Annotated in this window: 17 protein-coding genes; 14 read left to right on the top strand and 3 right to left on the bottom strand. The window is 57.5% G+C overall.

The features are described from left to right. Positions 1 to 8: 8 nt before the first annotated feature. From FEM03_RS17475 to FEM03_RS17430, 10 genes are all read left to right on the top strand, one after another. Positions 9 to 1,259, top strand: a complete 1,251-nt coding sequence (locus tag FEM03_RS17475) for an exo-beta-N-acetylmuramidase NamZ family protein (protein ID WP_138087580.1) — start codon at positions 9 to 11, stop codon at positions 1,257 to 1,259. 16 nt (positions 1,260 to 1,275) lie between these two features. Next, entirely contained in the window at positions 1,276 to 1,809 is a 534-nt protein-coding gene (gene rsfS / locus FEM03_RS17470) for a ribosome silencing factor (RefSeq protein WP_138087579.1), read from the top strand. 362 nt (positions 1,810 to 2,171) lie between these two features. Continuing rightward, complete coding sequence (locus FEM03_RS17465; protein ID WP_138087578.1) at positions 2,172 to 3,428, top strand: competence/damage-inducible protein A; 1,257 nt, start codon at positions 2,172 to 2,174, stop codon at positions 3,426 to 3,428. Positions 3,429 to 3,509: 81 nt separating this feature from the next. Continuing rightward, on the top strand, positions 3,510 to 5,546 hold the full coding sequence (locus tag FEM03_RS17460) for a fibronectin type III domain-containing protein (protein ID WP_138087577.1): 2,037 nt from the start codon (positions 3,510 to 3,512) through the stop codon (positions 5,544 to 5,546). Between the two features lie 106 nt (positions 5,547 to 5,652). Beyond that, positions 5,653 to 6,750, top strand: a complete 1,098-nt coding sequence (gene dnaN / locus FEM03_RS17455; RefSeq protein ID WP_138087576.1) for a DNA polymerase III subunit beta — start codon at positions 5,653 to 5,655, stop codon at positions 6,748 to 6,750. 14 nt (positions 6,751 to 6,764) lie between these two features. Next, complete coding sequence (locus FEM03_RS17450; RefSeq protein ID WP_138087575.1) at positions 6,765 to 7,241, top strand: hypothetical protein; 477 nt, start codon at positions 6,765 to 6,767, stop codon at positions 7,239 to 7,241. 115 nt (positions 7,242 to 7,356) lie between these two features. Continuing rightward, positions 7,357 to 8,205 carry a prephenate dehydrogenase gene (locus tag FEM03_RS17445; protein WP_166442947.1) on the top strand — a complete coding sequence of 283 codons (849 nt, stop codon included), beginning with the start codon at positions 7,357 to 7,359 and terminating at the stop codon, positions 8,203 to 8,205. A 2-nt stretch (positions 8,206 to 8,207) separates the two neighbouring features. Next, positions 8,208 to 9,611, top strand: a complete 1,404-nt coding sequence (aroA, locus tag FEM03_RS17440; RefSeq protein ID WP_138087573.1) for a 3-phosphoshikimate 1-carboxyvinyltransferase — start codon at positions 8,208 to 8,210, stop codon at positions 9,609 to 9,611. Between the two features lie 8 nt (positions 9,612 to 9,619). After that, positions 9,620 to 10,273: a (d)CMP kinase gene (gene cmk / locus FEM03_RS17435; RefSeq protein ID WP_138087572.1), complete on the top strand. Its 654-nt coding sequence runs from the start codon at positions 9,620 to 9,622 to the stop codon at positions 10,271 to 10,273. Between the two features lie 43 nt (positions 10,274 to 10,316). After that, positions 10,317 to 10,928: a lysophospholipid acyltransferase family protein gene (locus FEM03_RS17430; protein WP_138087571.1), complete on the top strand. Its 612-nt coding sequence runs from the start codon at positions 10,317 to 10,319 to the stop codon at positions 10,926 to 10,928. 42 nt (positions 10,929 to 10,970) lie between these two features. Here FEM03_RS17430 and FEM03_RS17425 read toward each other — a convergent pair whose 3' ends face one another. Beyond that, positions 10,971 to 12,434: a glycoside hydrolase family 130 protein gene (locus FEM03_RS17425; protein ID WP_206171057.1), complete on the bottom strand. Its 1,464-nt coding sequence runs from the start codon at positions 12,432 to 12,434 to the stop codon at positions 10,971 to 10,973. Beyond that, complete coding sequence (locus FEM03_RS17420; RefSeq protein WP_138087570.1) at positions 12,431 to 14,710, bottom strand: glycosyltransferase family 4 protein; 2,280 nt, start codon at positions 14,708 to 14,710, stop codon at positions 12,431 to 12,433. Before FEM03_RS17420 ends, FEM03_RS17425 begins: the two co-directional genes overlap by 4 nt. 205 nt (positions 14,711 to 14,915) lie before the next feature. Between FEM03_RS17420 and FEM03_RS17415 the strand changes: the two genes are divergently transcribed. Then, complete coding sequence (locus tag FEM03_RS17415) at positions 14,916 to 17,186, top strand: TonB-dependent receptor (protein WP_166442946.1); 2,271 nt, start codon at positions 14,916 to 14,918, stop codon at positions 17,184 to 17,186. 158 nt (positions 17,187 to 17,344) lie between these two features. Then, the gene (locus FEM03_RS17410; RefSeq protein ID WP_240772824.1) at positions 17,345 to 19,468 is read left to right on the top strand and encodes a sialate O-acetylesterase; all 2,124 of its coding nucleotides are present in this window, start codon (positions 17,345 to 17,347) and stop codon (positions 19,466 to 19,468) included. A gap of 12 nt (positions 19,469 to 19,480) precedes the next feature. On the opposite strand, the gene FEM03_RS17405 is transcribed toward FEM03_RS17410, so the two are convergent. Then, positions 19,481 to 21,112: an aspartate:alanine exchanger family transporter gene (locus tag FEM03_RS17405; protein WP_166442945.1), complete on the bottom strand. Its 1,632-nt coding sequence runs from the start codon at positions 21,110 to 21,112 to the stop codon at positions 19,481 to 19,483. 281 nt (positions 21,113 to 21,393) lie between these two features. Here FEM03_RS17405 and FEM03_RS17400 point away from each other — a divergent pair, with 281 nt between their 5' ends. Together FEM03_RS17400 and FEM03_RS17395 are read left to right on the top strand one after the other, a co-directional pair. Beyond that, positions 21,394 to 22,077 (top strand): hypothetical protein, encoded by a 684-nt coding sequence (locus FEM03_RS17400; protein ID WP_138087566.1) that lies wholly within the window; start codon positions 21,394 to 21,396, stop codon positions 22,075 to 22,077. Then, on the top strand, positions 22,077 to 23,630 hold the full coding sequence (locus FEM03_RS17395) for a Y-family DNA polymerase (RefSeq protein ID WP_138087565.1): 1,554 nt from the start codon (positions 22,077 to 22,079) through the stop codon (positions 23,628 to 23,630). The genes FEM03_RS17400 and FEM03_RS17395 overlap by 1 nt, the downstream gene beginning before the upstream one ends.

Genomic DNA, 23,630 nt, shown 5'->3' with positions numbered 1-23,630 from the left:
AAGGGTGTATGCCTTTTGTTTGGTTGAGACGAGTTCTGATGTTGGGAAGTGCGCTGTTGATGGCGGGTTGTGCTTTGCCATCATTGCCGTCGATGGCTCCGACCGCTGGGCGGGCATCTCAGGGTGGTCCTTTTCGGTTGGGGATTGATGTGCTGGCGGGGAACCGGTTTGATTTGTTGCGTGGGAAACGGGTGGGGTTGATTTGCAATCAGACCAGCATGTCGGGCACGGGGGTGCATACCCGCGTGCTGTTGCAGAGGTCGGGAGTGAATTTGACGGCGTTGTATGCGCCGGAACATGGGATTGACGGGACGATCAAAGCGGGGGTGCATGTGAGCAACCGACGGGATGCGGTGACGGGATTGACGGTTTGGTCATTGTATGGTCCAACGCGCAAGCCGACGCCAAGGATGCTGGCGGGGATTGATGTGCTGCTTTTTGATCTGCAGGACATCGGGTCGCGAAGCTACACCTATATCAGCACGATGGCGCTGGCGATGGATGCGTGTGCGGAGACGGGCAAGGAGTTTGTGGTGCTGGACCGGCCGAATCCGATGGGCGGGTTGCGGGTGGAGGGGCCGCCGGTGGAGCCGAAGTGGAAGAGTTTTGTGAGTCAGATCAATGTGCCGTATGTGCACGGAATGACGACGGGGGAGCTGGCGATGATGATCAGTGGCGAGGGCTGGTGCTCGGCGCGTCCGAATTTCCGGGTGGTGCGGATGAATGGCTGGAATCGCAACATGGTGTGGACGGACACGGGGTTGAAGTGGTATCGGACTTCGCCGAACATTCCGCATGCGAACTCGCCGATTTATTATGTGGCGACAGGGATGCTGGGTGGCGCGGCGGCGGTGGATGTGGGGATCGGGACGGAGAATCCCTTTGGTTATGCAGGTGGGCGTGGGGTGAATGCGGCGGCGTTTACGGCGTATTGTCAGAGACTGGGATTTTCGGGGGTGTCGTTTTCGCCTTATTCGCGAAACGGGTTTGGCGGGGTGAAGTTGGGGATCAATCCGAGGGCGGCGGCGAACATCACGGCGCTGGATGTTTTTATGATTGCAGAGTTGAACCGGCTGTCGCGGGGAGCGGTGCTGGGGAAGATGTCGGCGTCGCAAATCAGCCTGTTCAACAAGGTGTATGGCAGCGATTCGTTGCGTCGGGATTTGATGCGCGGGGTGTCTCCGGCGCGAATTGTTGGGTCGTGGAGCGGATTTGAGAACAGTTTCCGCTCGAAACGTCAGCGTTATCTGTTGTATTAATGGAATCTATTTATTTATGGCAAAAAAGAAATCAGCCGAGTTATCTCCGATCACTGACGGAGAATTGATGGCCTTTGCGGCGGCCACGTATGCAGAAGACAAGAAGGCCGAGGACATTGTCATCATGGACATGCGCGGCATTTCCCCGGTGACCGATTATTACGTGCTTTGCACGGCGAATTCGATGCCCCACCTGCGGGCGGTGCGCAATGAGTTGCGCGATCGTTTTTGGGAGGAGCAGACGCTGAAGCCGGTGGCGGCGGATGAGAATTTCGAGAGTTTGTGGATCATTCTTCATTACGGGGATGTGATGGTGCACATTTTTCACAAGGATCGTCGCGATTTTTATGCGCTGGAGGAGTTGTGGGGCGATGCGCCGCAGGTCGAATGGCCGCTGGCAAAGGCGGAGCCTGAGAAGCCGAAAGAGAAAGTGGCGGCTGTCGTGAAGAAGGCGGCGGCGAAGAAATCACCAGCCAAAAAGGTGGCAGCCAAGAAAGCGGCTGCCAAAAAGGCGGTGAAGAAGGCGGCGAAGAAATCCACTGGCAAATGATCGGCGGGGTCTGAATCAGTCGGCCAACCACACCATCCGCATGGGCATGGGCGAATACAACACACCACTGCTGAATGTTCCTTATCTATTGGCGGCTCTTGGAGTGCTGAGCTGGGTTTGCGGCAGCGTGACCTTGTTTGGGCGTCCCCTGGCACTTCGAATGGGGCCGTTTTGGGTGGGATGCCGTTGTTTTGGTGTGGGTGTTTTGATGACGTTGGTGTCGACGCAAGAATTTGAGCAGCGGTCGGTGGTTTTTCTTTGGGTTGGTGCCCTTTCGCTGCTTGTTGGTAGCGCCAGAACGAAAATCGTCGCTCCAGTGAGTTCGAAGCCAGGAGATTTTCGTCAGGGGTAAACGCAAGGGCATGAAAATTGAGATTATCAATACAGGAACGGAACTGTTGATCGGCGATGTGATCAACACCAACGCGGCTTGGCTGGGACAGTGTTTTGTGGAGCTGGGGCTGGAGGTGTCGCGTTCGACCTGTGTGCCGGATGGGGCGGCGATTCAGGAAGCGCTGGGGGAGGCTTGTGCGCGGGTGGATGTGGTGATTGTGACGGGTGGGTTGGGTCCAACGATGGACGATGTGTCGAGGGAGGGGGCATCGGCGGTTTTTGGGCTGGCGATGGATTTTGATGACGAGGTGCTGGCGTGGTTGACGGCGTTTTTTGCATCGCGTGGGAAGCCGGTGAATGAGCATAACAAACGGCAGGCGATGAAGCCGCGTGGGGCAATCGTGATGCCGAATGCGCATGGAACGGCTCCGGGATTGTATCTGCCGGCGGAGTTGGGGGCAGCGCGCGGGTTGAACTGCCATGTGTTTTTGTTGCCGGGTCCGCCGCGGGAGCTGAAGCCGATGATGACGGAGCAGGTGGTGCCAGTGCTGCGATCACTGTTGCCGGATGGGAATTCGACGGAGTGCCGGTATTTCAAGTTCACGGGCATGGGGGAGTCGGACATTTCGATGGCCCTGCAGGGCGCACTGGAGGCGATTGGGGGTTTGGAGATTGGGTATTGTCTTGGCAAAGGGGATGTGGATGTGCGGTTGCGGGGTTCGGTGGCGGCTTTGGATGAGGCGGGAACGTTGTGCCGGGAAAAACTCGGAGAATTTTTGGTATCGGACGACCGGCGCTTGCTTGAACAGGTGGTGGTGGAGAAGCTGAAAGAACAGGGGCAGTGGGTGGCGACGGCGGAGAGTTGCACGGGCGGGTTCATTGCGAGCCGGTTGACGGATGTGAGCGGGGCATCGGGGGTGTTTGGATTGGGGTTGGTGACGTATGCGAACGAGGCAAAGACGCGGCAACTGGGGGTGCCATCGGCATTGATTGAGGAATTTGGGGCAGTGAGCGCGGAGGTGGCGGCGGCGATGGCGGAGGGGTGTTTGCAGGTGAGCGGGGCGGACCATGCGTTGGCGGTGACCGGGATTGCGGGACCGGGCGGGGGTTCGGAGGGCAAACCGGTAGGGACGGTGTTTGTGGCGCTGGCTTCGAAAGGGCGGGCGACGGAGGTGAGGCGGCGGTCGTATCCGGGAGGGCGTGACCGGTTCAAGATGCTGACCAGTCAGACAGCTTTGGATTTTTTACGGCGTCGCTTGTCAGGGTTTGATCTGCCGGGTGAGTGATGGTCTTGTCATCACGTCGGCTTTGTGGTAAATAGGCAGGCTGTTTGTCCAGAGGATCAATTTTTTTCCGTTTATTTGACCATGTTTTCTGTTGCCATTTCCCGATTTCGAAGAAGCCGCCCAGCGGTGCGGTTCTTGTTGTGGGGTCTGGTCATGATGATGTCGACGTTGGTGCATGGAGATGTGAAACGTCGCGGTGAAGAGGCGGAAAAAAAGAACAAGAATCCGATTCAGGTGCCGGAGGTGAGGGCGGTGGGCGCGAATTTCATCGCCGGCGGGCGTGTGGAAGTGGAGTTGGTGGCGGTGGTGGGAACGTTGCGGAGGGTGGAGTTTGTGATTCGTGATCAGCCGCAATTTGGAAGTTTATCTGAAGTTCGCCCGCATCCGAGGGACAACAACAAGGCTTTCATCATTTACACGCATCAGGGCAAAGATGCGCCAACGGCAGATCATTTTACCTATGCGTGCCGGGTGGATGGCGGGCCGTTTTCGGCACCTGGAAGGGCGACTCTGACCGGACAGAAGTTTGATCCGATTTTGAAGGTGCGTTCACAACCGATGTTCAATCGGATTTTTGCGGGTGGGCAGATTGAGTCGAAGGTGATGGTGGAAAATGTGGGGGCGGCGGCTTTTGACGGGAAATTGAATTGGGAAGCTCCTTTCTTTGGTCCGCCGGATTTGCAGGTGGCACCAGGGCAGAAACTGGAGTTTGTGGTGGCGTTCAGACCGGACAAGGCCGGGCACTACCGTTGGGAACTGCCGTTGCAGACGAACCAGGATGCGGAAAGTGTTTTGCAATTTTATGGGGACAGCATTCCGGCGCTGACGGTGAGTCCGGGAAGGATGTTTTTGAAGTGGGAGAGTGAAACGCGCGAGCGGTCGGCGATTCTGACGCTGGCGAATGGTCGTCCAGACATGATGGATGTGAAGTTGAGGCTGCCCAAGCGTCTGCAAGGGGGCGATGTTGTGACGATCAAACCGCAGGGTCGCGAAGATGTCAGGTTATGGCTGGCGGCGACGGATGTGGCGGAGTTTAGTGAGGAGTTGGTGATCGAGGCGGCGGGTGTGACGGAGCGGGTGTTGATCACGGCGGAAGCGCAGCCGGCACAGTTGCGACTGGTGACTCCGACTGACAAGTGGTTGAATTTTGGTTCGGTAAAGCAGCGTGAGGAGGTGGAGCGCGAGTTTACGATCGCGAATCATGGGGGGCAGGATTTGCTGACGACGCTGGCGTTGCGTCCGCCATTTGCGGTGGAGGAGCTTGGGCAGACGATTCGGCTGGAGCCGGGTCAGGAGCGTCGGTTTTTGGTCAAACTTGACACTCGTGCGGCGGGCAAGTTTGATGTGAATCTGGAGATTTCAGGGGCTTCTCAGAAGGCGGTGATCAAGATGGAGGCGGTGGTGACGGCAGTGGCGCTACCGGGCGCTGCCAAGGCTGGTCCTGCCAAGCCCAACACGGTGCGGCCCAGTGTGGCGGAGGCGAGTCGCCCGAAGACCGAAACCTCCTTGGAGCGGCCATCGGTGGCGGCCGTTTCGCCGCAAATGCCAAAAGCAAAAGCTCCTCCGGTGGCTGGTGGCAGTGGCAATCCGCCGCCGTTGGACAGGAAGGGGCTGGTGTCTGCGATGCTGGCAATGAGAGGGATGCGAGTGGACAAGCTGGAGGTGAATCCCAATCTTGAGCAGGTGAACGAGATTCAGGCGCATGGAATGACTCAGTCGAGCCTCATTTTGTCATGGCCACAGACGAAGGTGAAACCGGCTTCCTGGAGGGTGGAGGCGGCGTCCAACGGCATGAAGCCTGAGGAAAACTTGATCGTAAAATTTTGGCAGCCGATCAGTAACTGGAGTCCAGCGGAAGGTGGCGATGCGGATAAAATTTCGGTGAATGTGAACGCTTTGAGGCCGGGTTTGCAGTATGAATTCCGGGTGGTGGGGGTGGATCAGGAGGGCAAGGTTTCCGAACCATCGCCGTCCATCATGGTATCCACCCTGCCGGCCTGGCGCGTTCCGGCCTGGGTGTGGCGGGTGCTGGTGGCGGGGGCGCTGGGCATGGTGTTTTACATCCTTTTCCGGGTGCGGCGCGGAGATTTTGAGTTCGAACACAAGCTTGGCATTTAACCTTCGGCACGAAGGTGGGGATTTTCTATCGACAGTGGGCGCTTTCTTGTCCATTGTGCTTGCTTAATTTTTGCCTCTCGCTATGAGAGATTTGCAAGTTCGCACCATGAAATTTACCATCAGCAAGGAAGCTTTCCTCTCGGCGTTGCAGCAAGTGCAGCATGTTGTCAGTTCGCGCACGACACTGCCAATTTTATCCAACGTCCTGCTCAGGGCTCAGAACGGTCGTTTGGAATTGTCGACGACGGATCTCGACGTCAGCATTGCCGGTTCGGTCGAGGCCGAGGTGGAGACTGAAGGGGCGACCACGTTGCCTGCCCGTCGTCTGGCGACCATCGTGCGCGAACTTCCCTCGGATGAGGTGGACGTTTCGGTGGATGAGAAGAATGTGGCGCACATCCGCAGCGGACCGAGTTATTTTAAGGTGATGGGGCTTGCACATGATGAGTTTCCCCCGCTTCCCGTGTTCAGCGAGGCGAAGGAGTTCCGCATTGAGCAGCGGGTATTGCGCGAGTGTTTGCGCAAAACGTCGTATGCGATTTCGACCGACGAAACTCGCTACGTTTTGAACGGCATTTTTTGTGCGTTCAAGGACAGCATGATGACCATGGTGGCGACGGATGGACGTCGTCTGGCGATGGTGGAGCAGGAGCTGGAGTTTCCGCAGAGTCAGGAAGTGGACATCATCATCCCGACCAAGGCGGTGAACGAAGTGCAGCGTTTGTTGGACGACGAGGGGGAGTTGATCATCAAGATCAGTGCTGGCCAGATTGGTTTTGACCTGGGCAACTATTTCCTGACCAGCAAGTTGATCGAGGGCAATTACCCGAACTACCGTCAGGTCATTCCCGGCGAGAGCCGCGAGCGCATTGCCCTTGAGCGCGAGCCGCTGTTGCGCACGCTGGTGCGTGTGTCGTTGCTGTTGAGCGACAAGTCGAATTCCGTGAAGCTGCATTTCAGCCAGGACAACGTTGAAGTGGTGGCCAATTCCCCGGATGTGGGTGAGGCGCGTGAGAGTGTGGCGATCGCTTACAAAGGTCCGGAAATGGTCATTGCGTTCAACCCGGAGTTCATGATGGCTCCATTGCGCAATCTGGCCAGCGATGAGGTGTATTTGCACCTGATTGATGACATCAGCCCCGGAGTGTTGCGTAGTGGTTCAAACTTTCTCTATGTGTTGATGCCGATGCGTGTAAATTCCTGAACTCAAACAGCCCCATGAAAAACGCCACTTTGCTCAAACTTATCGCCGCGCCGTTTTGCCTTGCTTTGGCAAGCTGCGCCTCCACTGAAGCTCCTGTTCGGACCCCTGGCGGTCAGTCGTTGGATCAAGCCCCACCCGCGCGTTTTTCGCCAACGGTATCGGATACCAGCCCACAGACGGGTCCAGACACTTCGGCGATTGCAGATGATCTTCCTGGCACGACTACCACGACGACAACCACCACCAGCCCAGGGACCGACGTTCCTGCTCCTCCTGTGGAGACCCAGCCTCCGGTGATCGCACCGGGTGGTGGCGAACAACCAGTGGCCCCGGCAGCGCCTTCGTATGGCAAACCAGTTCCCGGTCGTGTGGGTTTTGTTTATCCTCCTGGTGTTGAAGGCAAGCCGGAGAACATGGTGGACGTGCGCGATTTCACTCCAGGTCAGAAAGTTCGTGATCCTCGCACGGGCAAAATCTTTCTGGTTCCTTGAGCCAACGGATTCAATCAGTAGAATTGACAGGGCGCGTTGATCATCAACGCGCCTTTTCTTTCCGCAGGAGTCGAGTCGAAACATGAACAGTCAAGCGTCTTATTTGCCTTCAAAGGTGGCAATCCTGGGTCCCGGCTTGCTGGGTGGATCGCTGTTGATGGCGCTGCGCCAAAAGCTGCCCGGCGTTCATTTGCGGGCTTGGGCGAGAAGACGTGAGGCGGTGGCGGAGCTGGAGGCTTTGGAACTGGCGGAGATTTGTTCGGACGACCTTGCGATGGTGGTGGAAGGTGCCGATTTGGTGGTGATTTGCACGCCGGTGCGGACGATGGCGGTGCTCGGCAGGCAGTTGGCGAAACTTCCACTCGCCAAAGGTGCAGTGGTGACGGATGTGGGAAGCGTGAAGGCGATGGTGGTGGCCGGGATGGAGGAAGCTTTGAGCGGCTCGGGGTTTGATTTTGTTGGGAGTCATCCCATGGCGGGATCGGAGCGCGCGGGGTTGGAGGCGGCGCGGGCGAACTTGTTTGAAGGACAGGGGTGTTTGATCACGCCCACGTTGTTTACGACGGACAGGGCGCTGGGTGTGGTGCGGGAGTTTTGGAGGTTGATGGGATGCCGGTTGTTGGAGATGGGGCCCGAGGAGCATGATCGGTGTGTCGCGCGAATTAGTCACATGCCGCATCTTGCAGCGGCGGCGGTGACTTTGGCGGCGATGCAGGACGATCATTCCGTGAGGCTGTGTGTGGGCAACGGATTTCGTGATACCACGCGGGTGGCTTCAGGGAATCCGGATTTGTGGACGGGAATTGTGTTTGAGAATCGTGACGAGGTGCTGCATGCAGTGCGGGCTGCGCGAGACCGTTTTAGTGATCTGGTTGATATCCTTGAAAAACTGGACGAAGACAAAATGCGCCAATTTCTCCGTGAATCGAAAGTTTTGCGGGATTTGGCGGCACCAAACGTTTGATCATGTCCCAATTAAAAATTCGCCCACTTAAGAACATCCCTGCTGAAATCATTGTGCCGGGGGATAAGAGCATCAGTCATCGTTCGGTCATGTTTGCGGCTCTCTGTGAGGGGCAAACGTTGATTGAAAATTTCCTGTCCAGCGAGGACTGCCTTTGTTCGTTGGAGGCGATGAAGGCGCTGGGGGCGGAGTGCGAGGTTCTGAAAACGGATTCGCGTGGCAAGCCGGTGACGTTGTTGATGACGGGGCATGGCATGAAGTTGCGTGAGCCGTTGGCCGTCATTGATTGCGGCAACTCGGGCACGACGATGCGCCTGCTGTCGGGGATTTTGGCAGCGCAGAATTTCAAGGCGACGATGACCGGGGATGAGAGTCTGCAAAAACGCCCAATGAAGCGGGTGGCGGAGCCACTGGAGATGATGGGCGCCAAACTGAAGGGGCAGGGCGTGAAGGTGACGGCTCCGTTGACCGTAAAGGGCGGAGAGTTGCGGGCGATTACGTATCCTCTGCCCGTCGCAAGTGCGCAGGTGAAGAGCGCGGTGTTGCTGGCGGGTTGGAACACGTTTGGCAAGACGACGGTGATCGAACCGGAAAAGACGCGCGATCACACGGAACGTCTGCTGGCGCATTTTGGGGTGAAGGTGGTGCGTGAAGGGAATGCGATCAGCATTTATGGCGGCCAGAAACCGGAACCGAAGAATTTGTATGTTCCGGGCGACATCTCAAGCGCGGCATTCTGGATGGTGGCGGCGGCGGCATCACCAGACTCGATGCTGGTGCTGAAGAATGTGGGGCTGAATCCGACGCGGACCGGCGTGATCAATGTTCTTGTCCGAATGGGGGCTCACATCACCGATGCAGTGACGGTGGGCGAGGGCGAGCCGCGGGGAAACGTGGTGGTTCGCGGTGGTGAAACTTTGCGTGGCACGGTGATCGGGGGCGCGGAGATTCCCAATGTGATTGATGAGCTGCCGATCCTTGCGGTGGCGGCGGCTTTGGCGCAGGGGAAGACCATCATCAAAGATGCGGCGGAATTGCGGGTGAAGGAAACGGACCGGATTGCGGCGGTGGCGAAAAATTTGCGCTTGATGGGCGTGCCGGTCGAGGAATTTGAAGATGGCATGGAGATCACCGGTGGGCAGCCATTGATTGGAGCCGAGCTGGAGTGCTGGCATGATCACCGCATTGCGATGGCGTTTGCAATCGCCGGATTGTTTGCGGAAGGCACCACAACGATTAATGGCACCGAGTGCATCGCGACGTCCTACCCTGGATTCGAGCAGCATTTGGAGCAATGCATGACGGAACCGCTGAATCCCGAAGTGGTGACCAAGGTGGTCGATCATGTGCCCTTTCGTAAAAGTGACAGCAAGGCGCCCTCGGGAACGGCGGATTCTTCATCATGAGTATCAATATGAGTGAGCATCACGTCATCGCGATGGACGGTCCGGCGGCTTCGGGAAAAAGCAGCGTGGCGGGAGCGATTGCGGATCGGTTTGGCTGGGTGTTTGTCAACACCGGCAACATGTATCGTGCGGCCACATTGGCTGCCTTGCGGGCTGAAGTGGATGTGAACGACAAGGCGGCGGTGATCGCAGCGGTGGATGAAGCAGAGGTGGGCGTGGCGGTGGTCGGTGGTCGTAGTGTGGTGACACTGAAAGGCGAAGCAGTGGAGGATGAGCTGAAGGATCAGTCGATCAACCTGGCGGTTTCGCATGTGGCGGCGGTGCCTGAGGTGCGGGAGAAGCTGGTGGCCATGCAGCGGGACTTGTTGCAGGAGCACAGCCTGGTGATGGAAGGTCGCGACATTGGCACGGTGGTTTTTCCTGAGACGCCCTGGAAGTTTTACATCGATGCTTCGGAGGAGGTGAGGGCGAGCCGGCGAGGTTTGCAGGGTCAGGCGGATGCGGTGTCGGAACGGGATCGATTGGATTCGACCCGCAAGGTGGCGCCTCTCAAGGCGGCGGCGGATGCAGTGGTGATTGACAGCACCGAGCTTTCTTTGGAGCAGGTGGTTGAAGAAGTGCTTGCCATTCTCGGTGCCCGCGGGCTGACGGTGAAGGAATGAATGATGATGATTGATCATCGAAAAACTATTTTCGACTTAACTTATGAAATTGGCTTACTGGTTGGGTTACACGTTTTTCAAAACGATGGCCCGGGGATTTTTCGACTACAGTGTCGTGGGCAAGGAGCGTTTGGAGATTGAGGGCGGCGCGTTGTTGGTTTGCAATCATGCGAGCTTTCTCGATCCGCCATTTGCAGGCATTGCATTGGATCAGGACATTCACTTTTTGGCACGCAAATCGCTGATGACGAATCCGATGGCGAAGGCGGTTTACAAGGCGTGGAACTCGATCCCGGTGGATCAGGACAAGCCGGACATGTCGAGTTTGAAGGCGGTGGTCCGCTTGTTGAAGCAGGGCGAGAAGGTGCTGGTATTTCCGGAAGGATCACGGACCGCGGATGGCAATTTGCAGGAAGGGCAGCCGGGCGTGGGATTGATTGTGACCAAAGCCTTGGTTCCGGTGATCCCGATGCGTTTGTTCGGGACCCGTGAAGCGTTGCCAATGGGTGGGAAATTTTTCCAGCCTTCTGAGATCACCCTGGTGGTGGGTGAGCCGTGGTTTTATGATGCTTCGAAGTATCGGGAGGCCGGCAAGGAGCTTTATGCGGCGATCAGCAAGGAGTTGATGGCTGAGGTGGAGAAGTTGGGAATTTAGAAAAAAAGATGAAGGCGGTCTGGAGACCGCCTCTCCTTGAACTTAACTGAGGAGGGCGGCGAGGAGTTCGTCGAGGGGGACGCTGGCGATGGCGGTGGCTTTGTCGCTCATGGCGTAGGGGAGGATGATTTTGTCGTCGTGGAGGAGGGAGCCACAACTGTAGACGACGTTGGGGACGTAACCCTCGCGTTCGATGCCTTCGGGAGAGAGGAGAGGTTTGCTAAGTCGGCCAATGACCTTGGTGGGATCTTCGAGGTCGAGCAAGACGGCACCGATGCAGTATTTGCGCATGGGGCCGACGCCATGGGTAATGACGAGCCAGCCGGCTGGGGTCTCGATGGGAGAACCACAGTTACCGACTTTGACGGATTCCCAGACTTCGGCGGGACGAACGAGAAGTTGAGGATCGTTCCAATAGTGGAGGTTGTCGGAGAACATGATGAAGAGGTTCTCATCGTCCTGTCGGGACAGCATCGCATAGTGGCCGTTGACGCGTCTTGGGAACAATGCCATGCCCTTGTTTTGAACAGCTCCACCGTTGAGGGTGATGACGCGGAAGTGCAGGAAGTCTTTGGTCTCAATGAACTGGGGCAGGATGGCGCGACCGTTGTAAGCGGTGTAGGTCGCGTAATACATGACGGACCCGTCATCTTCGACGAACTTCACAAAACGGGCGTCTTCGATGCCGTTGCTTTCATTGGGCGAGACGGGAAAGATGATGCGTTCACTGATGCCAAGTTTGGAAGGGAAGCGCAATTCGTAGTTGGAATCGGCGAGCCATTGAATGCACTCAAGCGTGCGTTTGAGTTCGTGATTCGCGGGCTGGTTTTCGTGACGAACGGTGCCCACGCTTTGGTTCAGATCATCACGGGTGAAGTCGTTCGCGAGCGGGGCCATGACGGACTCGGCGAAGGCGTTGTCGAATCCCATTTCGCGGAACTTATGAATGAAGCTGGACTTGCGGTAGCTGGGGTTGACGACCACTTCGGGAACGGTGACAAAACGCGAGGTGCTGTCGAGATGGATGTGGCCATCCGGCGCAATGAGTCCAGAGCGGAATTCGATGGAGGAGATGTGGCCTTCGCCGGTGGCGCGCAGGCTCATGATGAATCGTAGTCCGCCCTCGGGGACATCGGATTGATCGGGATGGGGGACGATGGAGGGATTGAAAAGCGCGGCGGATTCCAGCGCGTATTCGCCGGAGAAGAGAGCGCCGATGAGGAGTTGTCTTGGTCGGGAAAGCGGGTGTTGGTCGACGATGTGGGGAACCACTTTATGGTAGTGTTCCAGCAGCTGTCTTTCGATGTCGAAGTGTCGTGAGTCGAACTCCTGATGCACGGCGTCGAGTTCCTCGGTAACTTCCTCCTCGGTGAGTGCAAGAGCGCGTCCGAGGATCGCAGCGATGCGATGGGGTTCGGATGGAATGAAGGGTCGGATGATGACGCGCGCGCTTTCGGGCAACAGCATGATCTCGTGTCGGCGCAGGTGGATGGGACTCGAAATCATGAGGGGTTGCTGTGAGGCATGGTGATGAGGTGTTCGGCGTAATTCATTTCGGCAAGGGAGAGATGGAAGGCGAGGGAGGATTCGGCACCCTGGTTGGCATTGACGCGATCGTGATGAAGGCCGTCGCTGCAGCCTCCGGTGCTGGAGTCGTAGAGGCTGAGTCCGAGGTCGTTGCGGCCAAGGAACCATTCGAAAGCACGTTTGGCTTCTTTCGACCACGCGGGATCCTGGGTGTAGCGGAAGGCTTCGAGGCAGGCGGAAACCATGGCCTGGGCTTCGACGGGTTGTTGATCGAAATCGGCGTGGATGCCGTCTTTGACACAGAAGCCGTTGCTGCCGATGGGACGGAAATGGCCGGCCTGGGTTTTCTGCAAAGAGGTGAGCCAGGTGAGGGATTTGAGTCCGATCTCAAGCGCTTCGGGATGGGGCATCCACTGGCCGCTGAGAATCAATGCCTGACAGAGTCGGGCGTTGTCATAGGTGGCGATGTTCTCAAACCACGGCCAGTCTTCGGTGGCGCAGTTTTTCCAAAGGGTGACGAGTTTGTCCGTGAGGATTTCGCGTGCGGCATGGAGATCCGGACAGTCGGGAAGCTGGCGAAGGTATTCGTGGATGCCAAGGATGGTGAAAGCCCAAGCGCGTGGTGATGAAAAGTTTTCGACCACGGGCAGGGCGTGGTTGAAAAGTTTGATGCAGAGGCGTCGGTGGCCTTCGTTGCGGGTTCGCCCAACGCCGACGCCGAGGGCCCACAGGGAGCGACCATGACTGTCTTCGCTGCCGGCGTCTTCGAGCCATTGTCGGCCATGGCTCATGAAGTTGCGGAAGCGCCGGGTTTCGTAGTTGAGGGCGGCAGAGAGGAAGGCGAGGTAGCCGGTGACGAGTTGATCGAGGTTCTCTTCGGGGGGCTTGCCGCCGAGTTCGTCGAGAAGGTTGCAGAGGATGAAGGCGCGGGCGTTGTCATCGACGCAATACCCTTCATGGAAATTGGGGACGTTGAACGAGGCGTGTTGGAAGATGCCGGTGCCGTCGCTCATGCGAATGATGTGGTCGAGTCGCAGTGGCGGGAGGTCATAGGGTCGACTGGCCAATGTCCAACCGGCGAAGGCGGTGCGGGGGGCGGATTTGCGATCGACGCGGGCGTGTTGAAAGGTGTCGAGATAACGCTGGGCAACGGCGGGCCAGATCATTTCGCGTCCGAGCTGATAAGCGTCATGGCGGGTGCGGTCGAGTCGCTCGGGATCGTCGAGATAAGCGCAGACGCCATCGGCGATCGCGGTCGGATTGCGGAACGGCACGAGAGTGCCGCGGTCATTGGCGAGCAGTTCGGTGGCGTGCCAGTAAGGCGTGGAGACAACCGCTTTGCCGGCACCAAACACATAGGCGAGGGTGCCGGAGGTGATTTGCGCTTCGTTGAGATAGGGGGTGAGATAGATGTCGGTGGCACCGATGAACTCGGTGAGATCATCGAGCGAAACGAAACGGTTGTAGAAGATTACGTGCTCTTTGACGCCACGTTCTTCGGCGAGTCGTTCGAGGCTGAGTCGATAAGTTTCGCCTTCCCGGGCGACGAGATGCGGATGGGTGGCACCGAGGATGAGATAGACGACGTTGGGATGACGTTTGACGATGGCTGGGAGCGCTTCAATGGCATATTCAATGCCTTTGCCGGGTCCAAGCAGGCCAAAAGTGAGCAGCACCATGCGGCCTTCAACACCGAATTGAGCTTTGAAAAAACTGGAGTCGTTGAACGGAATGTTGGGGATGCCGTGGGGGATGATGTCGACCTTGGCGTCGGGAACGGCATAGGTGTCGCGCAGGATGTCGGCACCTTTGCGGGCCATGACCACGAGGCGATCGCTGCGTTGCACCAGTTCCTCCATCACTTGGCGCTGGGCCGGATTCGGGGATTGCAGGACGGTGTGCAGGGTGGTGACCACGGGCATGCGCACCTCCTTGAGCAGGGCGAGAAGATGGCTACCTGCAGGTCCGCCGTAGATGCCGAATTCATGCTGGACGCAGAGGACGTCGGTGTTGTTGAAGTTGAGAAAATCGGCGGCGCGGCGGTAGGAGTCCAGATCTTTTTCGAGCATCTCGAAGCGCACTCGCGGTGGATACTTGTAACCTTCGAGCTTGTCGTTGACGGCACCTGCAAAACATTGGGCAGTGGGGATCGCGTTGCCGACCGCTTCACACAAATCATGCGTGAAGGTGGCAATGCCGCAGCGCCTCGGCTCGTAACCCCCGACAAAAGCAATGCGCCCCAGTGGCGCAACCATACTCAAGACTGTCCTCTCGTTGGAGACATGGTATTCATGGTTAACAAGACTCCTGTTATGAGAGATAGCAAGGGGTAGTTTGGCCGGGGCGGAGAAGTGATTTTTTTGTTGTGGATTGTGCGCGGTTGGCTATAAGATATATATGCGCATATCAGCATATATAACATTGGGGACGGTGATGCTTTTGGGAATGACCTCCGAGGCCATGTCCCAAGAGGAAACGGCGAAACCTCAAGCGGGGGAATTGATGGAGGTTTTGGTGATCGGGGAGGCGTTGCCGGATGCGCAGAACCAACCGGTGAGCGCCAGTTTGCTAACGGAGGAGGACGTGGTGAATTTCAGAATCAGGGAGCCTCAGGATATTGTGCGGCTGACTCCCAACCAGAGCGCGACGGATTCAGGTTCGCGTTCTTTTGGGGATGTGTATTCGGTTCGCGGTCTGACGAACACCGTTTTTTTCGGTGCGCCCGCAACGACGGTCTATGTGGATGATGTGCCGTTTGGAGAGACGTTTACGTATGCGCAGAATCTGATGGCGGTGAACAGTGTGGAGGTATTGAGAGGGCCGCAACCGACGGTGGTTGGTCGCAATACTTATGGTGGTTTGATCAATGTGCGCAGCCTGAGACCGACCAACGAATTAAAGGGGGCATTGGAATACGGGTTTGGATCGTATGAAGTGCATGATGCGGAAGGGTATCTGATGGGACCGATTGTGAATGACGTTCTTCATTTCCGGCTGGGGGGACAGTTTGATTCGCGGCAGGGGTATCTGTATAATCCGGTGTTGAACAAGAGGGCTGATGACCAGGAGCACTGGGGGCTTCAAGGCGGGTTGTTTTGGGAACCTGCCGATGGTTGGGAGGTGAGTCTGACGGGGGGATATGATGAGTTCAATGACGGGGCACCGCGGTTGACGTCTTTGGATCGGAGTGATTTTTATGAGGTGGAATCGGATGTGGATGGGGCACAGCATCGAACGGTGGATCATCAGGCTTTGCGCATCGCGTATGAGTCGGACTCATGGCGATTCTTGAGCGTCACTTCGCGGCGTAACTTTGACTTGGATCCCTATCTGACCGACCTCGATTTTACGCGTGATCCATTCGGGTCGTCAGTCATCAAGCAGGATCAGGAAATCTGGAGTCAGGAGTTTCGTTTTTCGAGTAATGATAAGAACTCGCCGTTTCAGTGGAACGTGGGGGCGTATGGTTCGACCAGCGAGATCAATGGAACCGGGTTGCGCAACATTTTCACACAGCAGCAGACCATCACGCAGACGGACATCACCACTGAGACCGCCGCCGGTTTGAGGGAGGCGATTGCGGCGCAACTACCGTTTCCGATTCCATTTACCCTGCGGGTGCCAAGGGTGGTTTTGACCTCGGTGTCGGAATCAGACATCGCGATCCAACAAGTGACGACGCATCGCATTGAGGAGGATGCGCTGGCGTTTTTTACGGGAGGCAGCTGGTCGGGTTGGGAGCCGCTGACGTTGCATGGCGGTTTGCGTTTTGATTGGGTGCGGCGCAAGATGGTTCGCGACAAGACATCGGACACGGACGTGGTGACGGTGACGAACTTTGAACCGCTTGGGACCATCAATGCGGTCGCGGATTTGGGATTTTTTGGGGCGATGCCGTTTGAGGCTCCCTTGCCGACGCCTGAAACGTTGGTGACGTTGACCAAGATTGCCGAACGTTCGCCGCGTCAGGAGTTTGAGAACGAGTGGGTTCATGTAACGCCAACGGTGGGCATCGATATGAAGCTGAACGATGATATGATGATCTATGCGAAGTCGACCTATGCCTTCAAGCCGGGAGGTTTCAGTGCTTATGTGGATGATGCACGCTTTGTGGAATTTGATGATGAGCGATTGTGGGCGACTGAGGTGGGGCTGAAGACCCAGTGGCTGGACGGCAGGGTGGTGGCCAATGTGGCGGCGTTTTACCATGACATTGAGAACTATCAGGTCGAACGCAGCATCGGGGTGACTGACTATGCGGTGTTCAATGCGGCGGAGGCGAGGACTTACGGAATCGAAGTCGAAAGCCGGGTGGAACTGTTGCCGCAACTGGATTTCCTTGGGTCGTTTGGATGGGCGCATGCGCGGTTGACGGATTACGAAGATCCGGTGACGGGGCGTTCATTGGATGGGAATACCCCGCCATTTGTGCCTGAGTTTGATGCGGCTCTTGCATTGGACCTGCATCTCGACGCGGGCTTTTTTGTGCGGGTTGAATATCTCATTCTTGGAGAGACCTGGTTTGACGATTTTAATCGCGACGAGTTTCGCCAGGGGAGTTTTGGACTCGTCAATGCGGCGGTTGGCTGGCGTGCACAGAATTGGAGCATTGCTTTGTATGGAACCAATCTGGCCGAAGAAGAGTATTACTCCAACATGAACACGGATGTGCGAACTGGAGCCCCAGGTGCGCCGCAGGAATTTGGCGTTAGGGTTGGGGTCACGTTTTAGCGAATGGGCAGGCGTTGCCTTCAGCAAAAATCTCATCCTTTTGCATTGCTGGAGATGGGGATATTTGCTGAAGTAGCCATCCAATGATTTCGTCCCTGTTCCACCGGCTTTGCTTCTTTGTTGCTTTTGCATGGGGGGCTGTGAGTTGGAGTTTGGGAATGGCGCATGCGGAAGTGAAACTGCCTGCCATTTTTGGCGATCACATGGTTCTGCAGCGGGACATGAAGCTGCCGGTTTGGGGTTGGGCGGAGGCGGGCGAGAAAGTCAGCGTGCAGCTTGGTGATGGGAAGGTGGTGGATGCGGTGACGGATGCGAAAGGGGAATGGCGTGTGGAGCTGCATCCGGTGGCGGCGGGTGGACCGTTTGAAATGACGGTGAAGGGTGCCAATGTGGTGAAAGTCAGCGACATTCTGGTGGGCGAGGTTTGGGTTTGTTCAGGTCAATCCAACATGGAATGGGCGGTGCAGAGCAGTCTTGATCCACAAAAGGAAATCGCGGCGGCGAATTTTCCGGCGATCCGCCATATCAAGGTGCCACTGATTGCGGCGAGCACACCGCAGACGGATTTCAAAGGAACGTGGCAGGTGTGCAATCCTCACACGGTCGGAGGCTTCACGGCGGCGGGGTATTTCATGGCGCGCGAACTGCACAAGGAGCTGGGGGTGGCGATTGGATTGATCAATGCATCGTGGGGTGGGACGCGCATCGAGCCTTGGGTGCCGGCGACGGGTTTTGAAGGGATCGAGAGATTGAAGGACATCCAACAGCTGATTCAGATCAAACAACCCACGCATCCGCAATACCAGCAGTTGATGGAGAAGCATCTGGCCGATTTGGAAGTCTGGAGCAAGAGCGCACGCGAGGCGCTGGGATCGGGTAAAGCGGTGTTGCCATCACCCGCTTTTCCAACTGCGTTGCTGCCATTCACCACCCACGGCGAGCCAACCACACTTTACAACGCAATGGTGCATCCGTTCGTTGGGTTTGCGATGCGTGGGGCGATTTGGTATCAAGGCGAATCCAATCATGGGGAAGGAAGTTTGTATACGGAGAAGATGAAGGCGTTGGTGGGCGGCTGGCGCAAAGTATGGAATCAGGGCGAGTTCCCATTTTATTATGTGCAAATTGCGCCGTTTCTCTACGGTCAGGAAGATCCCTTGGTGTTGCCGACTTTTTGGGAGGCGCAATACGCAGCACTGGAAATTCCTAATACCGGGATCGTTTCAACGATGGACATTGCTGACTTGAATGACATTCATCCGAAGAACAAACAGGACGTGGGGAAGCGGCTGGCGTTGCTGGCTTTGAAGGGGACTTATGGTCGTGAGGAAGTGGTGGCTTCAGGTCCCGTGTTCAAGGCGTTGAAGGAGGAACCCGGCAAGTTGCGGGTGACGTTTGATCAGGTGGCAGGTGGTCTGAAATCGCGCAATGGACAGCCGCTCGACTGGTTTGAGATTGTGGGTGAGGACACGGGCTATGTGAAAGCGGACGCGGTGATTGAAGGAAGCGACGTGGTGTTGTCGGCGGCAGGAGTCAAGCAGCCGACGGCGGTGCGTTTTGGTTTCAACAAAGCGGCGCAGCCCAACTTGGTGAACTCGGTGGGATTGCCAGCCTATCCATTCAAGGCGGGGGAGATCAGGATCAAGGACATGCTCAAGGAAAAGGTGGCTGAAGCGGCGGAGTATGAGGTGCTTTATGATATGGATTTGTCGAAACTTAGTGGTGCTCCTATTTATGATGTGGATAACTCGGATAAGATTAAAGGAACGGTTGAACGCGTGGCATGGTTTGTGGATTTGCGAGATAGCAGTGGGGCGTTGAAATACTGTTATGTTTCGGCGGATGCTTTGACCAATGAACTGAAGAAGCTGGGCATTCCAACGGCTGCTTCAGGGGCCTCGTTTCAGCAAGTTATCAAAAACGCGCGGGTGTTGAGCAATGTGCCGGGTTTGCCAAATGGCGAGGTGGGCGACTTGTTGAATGTGGAGTTCTGGCCGGGCAATTATGGTCCGGCGAATGGGGTCGGGGTGCCCAATGCCTCGGATGCCTTGTATGATTCGGGGGATCTGATCGCAGGTGCGGAGGCGGGTTATGGTTCGATGCAGATCCATCATCATGGCAGCAACACAACCTTGTTTGCCATCAACAATTGGAATGCTGCGCAGAGCGCTGATATTGGTATTGGCAACAGCACGGGGCAGTCGCGCGACTGGACGTTTACGCAGAATGCCGGGACTTATCAGCACAAGCGACTGCGGGTGTTGGTGAAGATGAAGAAGTAAGTGCTTTCATCATCAGCCAAGCACCAACAGTTGCGCGATGATGATCTTCAACACCAGGGCGAGGGGGAATACCGTGGCGTAACTGATCGGGACGGCGTCTCCGGGAATGCGGTGGGAGGCGAAGGTGAGGGCGGCGGGCTGGGTTTGCATGCCGGCGCTGAAGCCGAGGAAAGCGCCGAGATTGCGCTCGCCGCTGAGTCGCAGCAGCAGCCAGAGCATGAAGTGAAACAGCAAGACGATGGAGACGGCGGTGGCGACCAGCATCATGCCTTGAAGGTTGAACACGGCGGAAAGGCCACCGCCTGCGCGGCAGCCGACGACGGCGAAGAACAGCGCGATACCAAGGTGACGCAGGGCGAGGTTGTTGGAAAAGGGGATGTTCCAGATGAGTGGTCCGGTGCGGCCAAGGTAACCAAAGAGAAGGGCGATGACCAGTGGCCCGCCTGCGGCGCCGAGCTTGAGGGGATTTGACAACCCGGGCAGGGCTAGGGGAATCGCGCCGAACACGAGGCCGAGGAAGATGCCAAGGACAAAGGTGAGTGACCCTTGTGACCCGAGGGCATGCAGGGAGTCGCCGATGTATTTTTTGATGTCACCTTCCTGACCCTGTTTGGCAACGATGCGGACCCGATCTCCAGGCAGAAGCCGGATGTTGCGGTTGACGGAAAGCTCGACATCACCGCGGCGCACGCGGGTGAGGACGCCGTCCATCTTTTCCAGGTGATCGGCGATCTCGCCAAGGCTGCGTCCGGCCAGTTTCGGATTGGAGAGCACGTAACGATGAACGGTGAAACCTTTTTGCCGGGTCTCGAAGGTGCCGCCGGAGAAGCGGCCCAGCAGCCGGGCACCATCGGCCAGTTGCTCGGCATTGCCGATGACGACAAGGCGGGCCCCTTGATGAATGCGGGTGGTGGGATGGACCACTTCCGCGTTGGTGTCGGTATGAAACACACGGGAGAGAAGAAGGCCGGTTTTTTGGGTGATTTCTTCGGCAAGCCAATGGTCTTTGTCAGCAGGCAGTTGCTCCACTTTCAAGGTGTCGGCGACGTCGGTATGAGACGAACTGGGCGGGGCGATGGCGGAGGGGCCGAAGGCTCTGCGGCAGAGCAAATGGTAAAAAATCAGCAAGGCGATGAGGCTGAAGGGGTAGGCGATGCCGTATCCGACGACGATCTGGTTGGGCAGTTCGGGGTCGCTGCTGATGCGGCGGATGGAATCGGTGGCGGCGGCGAGGGCGGGGGTGTTGTTCATCAAGCCGCAGAGCAGTCCGGTGAGCAGTTCTTTGCTGGCCAGCTGGCTGCGCATGCAGAGCCAGATGAGCCCGGCACCGCTGCTGATGCAGAGGACCACCATCAGGTTGACGCGCAGTCCTGATTTGCCCAGCGAGCGGAAAAAACCGGGTCCGGCTTCCAGTCCAACGCAGTAGACAAAGATCGCGAGTCCGAGCGTTTGGATCAGTTCCGGAATGGCATGACCAAACGCGGGATTCCAGAATCCGAAGGCGAGCCCCACGAAAAGGATGGCTGCCATGCCGAATCGGAAATTGCCTGGCAGGCGGATTTCTCCCAACGCATATCCGAGGGCGATGACCAGGGTGAGGAGTGCGAGCGGATGGGCGAAGAGGAAGGTTTGAAGCGTGTCCATGGCGGGGGTTGATGTGGCAGCCATCAACGCAGGGAATGAGCCAAGTCGAAGTTGGCGAGATTGGCTTGCCGTCAGCGCAAGGGTGGTGCCCTTATCCGATGAGTCAAGGTTGTGTTTGTCAGGTTCTTGTTTGCGGATCAACTCATGGGCGGAACATCCGTGTTTGGTATTGGTGAAGACAAAAAAACCGGTGGTTGCCGACGGTTTTAGGGGACCGCAGAAACTTTCGGTTCATAAGGATTGCAGATACTATGCTTATGAAATATGTTCAAAAGAACACTATGATCCCGGCCAATGTGATTTCTTTGCGTGAAGTATTGCGGGAGCAATACCCGGAGGCGCATGCGCATGCGCTTTCGTCGGGGGGAGAAATGGGGGCGATTCAGACGGGGTGGGCTTGTCTGGATGGAATGCGGCTGATGCAGGGAACGGTGGCGGAGATTGTGGATGAGCGGGGCAGTGCGGGGGCGGGGTTGTTGTTGCTGGCGTTGATGGAGGCAGAACGGGAAAGCTTGCGACCCAGGGTGGCGTTGGTGGATGGGGCGGATGCGTTTGATCCTGCGAGTGCTTCGATGGAGACGCTGAACCGTTTGTTGTGGGTGCGGTGTCGGGATGCGAACCGGGCGATTCGGGCGGCGGATTTGTTGCTTCGCGATGGCAACATCACGCGGGTGTTGTTGGATTTGCAGTTTTGTCCGGCGCAGGCGTTGCGGCAGATTCCTGCGCCTGCATGGCATCGCTTGCGCATGCTGGCGGAGAAGGCGGGGACGTTGTTGTGTGCGTTTACGTCGTTTCAGATGGTGCCGTGTGCTCGGGCGAGGTTGTTTTTGGAGGAGACACATGCGGTGGAGGCGTTGGATGGGTCGCGTGAGGGTTTGCTGTCAGAGTTGCGCGGCAGGGTGCAGCAGCGGGGCGGGAGAAAGGGCTTGGAGCGTCGACTAAACTCAATGGCGGAGGCGGGGTGATGAAAGGAGGTCTTTCAGCGTTTTATGCGGCGTTGTGGCTGCCGCGTTTTCATTTGCAGGCGGTGTTGTGTCGTCAGGCTTTTTCGAAGCGATGGGTGGCGGTGTTGGATGGTGATGGTGATGGTTCTAATGGTGAGGATGAGGACATGGAGAACAAGGGGCGGGTGCTGCATGCGAATGGTCGCGCGGAAGCGCAGGGGGTGGTGGCGGGAATGACGGCGTCGCAGGCGTTGGCGCGGTGTCCGCGTTTGGAATTGCTGCGGCGGGATGCGCAGGGGGAGCGGGCGGCGCAGGAGGTGTTGCTGGCATGTGCGTCGTTGTGGACGCCGGATTATGAGTCAACGCAGCCGGGGTTGTGTGTGCTGGATTTGTCGAGATCGAGTTTCGCGGAGGTGAAGCGCGACAGCAGGGAGGCGGGTCAGCGCATGCGCGAGTGGTTGCGCGAGAAGCGCTTGGGCGTGCGGGTGGGGATGGCGTGCAAAGCGGATCTGGCGATCCTGGCGGCGTTTGCGGCGCGGCCGGTGTTGACGTTGGGCGATGATGCGGAGGATGGGGCGAAGTTGTTGCAGCATTTGCCTTTGAGTGTGTTGAAGCCATCGCGGGAGGTGATGGAGGTGCTGCGTTTGTGGGGCATTCGGACGCTGGCGCAACTGGCGGCGTTGCCGCGTGCGGAGATGGCGTTGCGGCTGGGGCAGGAGGGCTTGTGGTTGTGGGATCTGTGTCGCGGGGGACGCGGGCGGTTGTTAAAAAGGGTGTGTCCGGTGGTGGGGTATCGCGAGGAGGTGGAGCTGGAGCATCCGGTGGAGTGTCTGGAGCCGCTGTTGTTTTTATTGAGGCGTCTTCTGGATGATCTTTGTGGGAGGCTGGCGGATGCGTGGCTGGTGGCTTCGGCGCAGTGGGTGCAGTTGCGGTTTGATGATCGCACGGTTTATGAAAACACCCTGCGAGTGGCGGAGCCGACGCGGAATGCGGCGTTGTTGTTGCGGTTGTTGCACACGCATCTGGAGGGCGTGAGTGCGGGGGCGCCGATTGTGGCAGTTGCTTTGGAGTTGGTGTCGGTGCGTCCGTTTGGACAGCAGTCGGGATTGTTTGAACGAGGTTTGCGTGATCCGAACCGCCTGGCGGAGACCTTGGGGCAGCTGGAGGCCTTGCTGGGGGCGGGTCAGGTGGGCAGGGTGAAGATGCTGCCGAGTCGTCGACCGGATGCGTTTACCTTGGTGAACTATCTGGAGCCGGTGGCGGCTGCGGAGGCGTCGTTACCGGGATCAGAAGAGCGCTTGTTGATGTCGAATGGGCTGCCGTTGAGGCGGTATCGTCCGGTGAGGCCGGTGCTGGTGGGTTTGGATGAGGGAGGGAGACCGGAGGCGTTGCAGGTGGGTGGTGGTGGATGGTTGAAGGTGACGGCGGCGGGTGGGCCGTGGTTGGTGTCGGGGGACTGGTGGAATAGTGGTGCATGGGAGCGCGAGGTGTGGGAGGTGGCGGTCGATGACGGGGCTTTGTATCAACTCGTTCGCGAGAAACAGGGCTGGGTATTGGATGGTTTGTTTGGTTGA

This window comes from Phragmitibacter flavus (assembly GCF_005780165.1).
GTDB classification, from domain to species: domain Bacteria; phylum Verrucomicrobiota; class Verrucomicrobiia; order Verrucomicrobiales; family Verrucomicrobiaceae; genus Phragmitibacter; species Phragmitibacter flavus.
Note: the sequence above shows the minus strand (reverse complement) of the source record. Positions and strands in the feature narration are given on the sequence as shown.

Excerpts from the sequence above, each read along its gene's own strand:
- FEM03_RS17415 (WP_166442946.1), top strand. The coding sequence starts at position 14,916 with ATGTCCCAAGAGGAAACGGCGAAACCTCAAGCGGGGGAATTGATGGAG.
- FEM03_RS17395 (WP_138087565.1), top strand. The coding sequence starts at position 22,077 with ATGAAAGGAGGTCTTTCAGCGTTTTATGCGGCGTTGTGGCTGCCGCGT.
- FEM03_RS17430 (WP_138087571.1), top strand. The coding sequence starts at position 10,317 with ATGAAATTGGCTTACTGGTTGGGTTACACGTTTTTCAAAACGATGGCC.
- FEM03_RS17410 (WP_240772824.1), top strand. The coding sequence starts at position 17,345 with ATGGCGCATGCGGAAGTGAAACTGCCTGCCATTTTTGGCGATCACATG.
- cmk (WP_138087572.1), top strand. The coding sequence starts at position 9,620 with ATGAGTGAGCATCACGTCATCGCGATGGACGGTCCGGCGGCTTCGGGA.
- FEM03_RS17475 (WP_138087580.1), top strand. The coding sequence starts at position 9 with ATGCCTTTTGTTTGGTTGAGACGAGTTCTGATGTTGGGAAGTGCGCTG.
- FEM03_RS17420 (WP_138087570.1), bottom strand. The coding sequence starts at position 14,710 with ATGGTTGCGCCACTGGGGCGCATTGCTTTTGTCGGGGGTTACGAGCCG.
- FEM03_RS17400 (WP_138087566.1), top strand. The coding sequence starts at position 21,394 with ATGATCCCGGCCAATGTGATTTCTTTGCGTGAAGTATTGCGGGAGCAA.
- FEM03_RS17465 (WP_138087578.1), top strand. The coding sequence starts at position 2,172 with ATGAAAATTGAGATTATCAATACAGGAACGGAACTGTTGATCGGCGAT.
- rsfS (WP_138087579.1), top strand. The coding sequence starts at position 1,276 with ATGGCAAAAAAGAAATCAGCCGAGTTATCTCCGATCACTGACGGAGAA.
- FEM03_RS17460 (WP_138087577.1), top strand. The coding sequence starts at position 3,510 with ATGTTTTCTGTTGCCATTTCCCGATTTCGAAGAAGCCGCCCAGCGGTG.
- dnaN (WP_138087576.1), top strand. The coding sequence starts at position 5,653 with ATGAAATTTACCATCAGCAAGGAAGCTTTCCTCTCGGCGTTGCAGCAA.
- FEM03_RS17405 (WP_166442945.1), bottom strand. The coding sequence starts at position 21,112 with ATGGACACGCTTCAAACCTTCCTCTTCGCCCATCCGCTCGCACTCCTC.
- aroA (WP_138087573.1), top strand. The coding sequence starts at position 8,208 with ATGTCCCAATTAAAAATTCGCCCACTTAAGAACATCCCTGCTGAAATC.
- FEM03_RS17425 (WP_206171057.1), bottom strand. The coding sequence starts at position 12,434 with ATGATTTCGAGTCCCATCCACCTGCGCCGACACGAGATCATGCTGTTG.
- FEM03_RS17450 (WP_138087575.1), top strand. The coding sequence starts at position 6,765 with ATGAAAAACGCCACTTTGCTCAAACTTATCGCCGCGCCGTTTTGCCTT.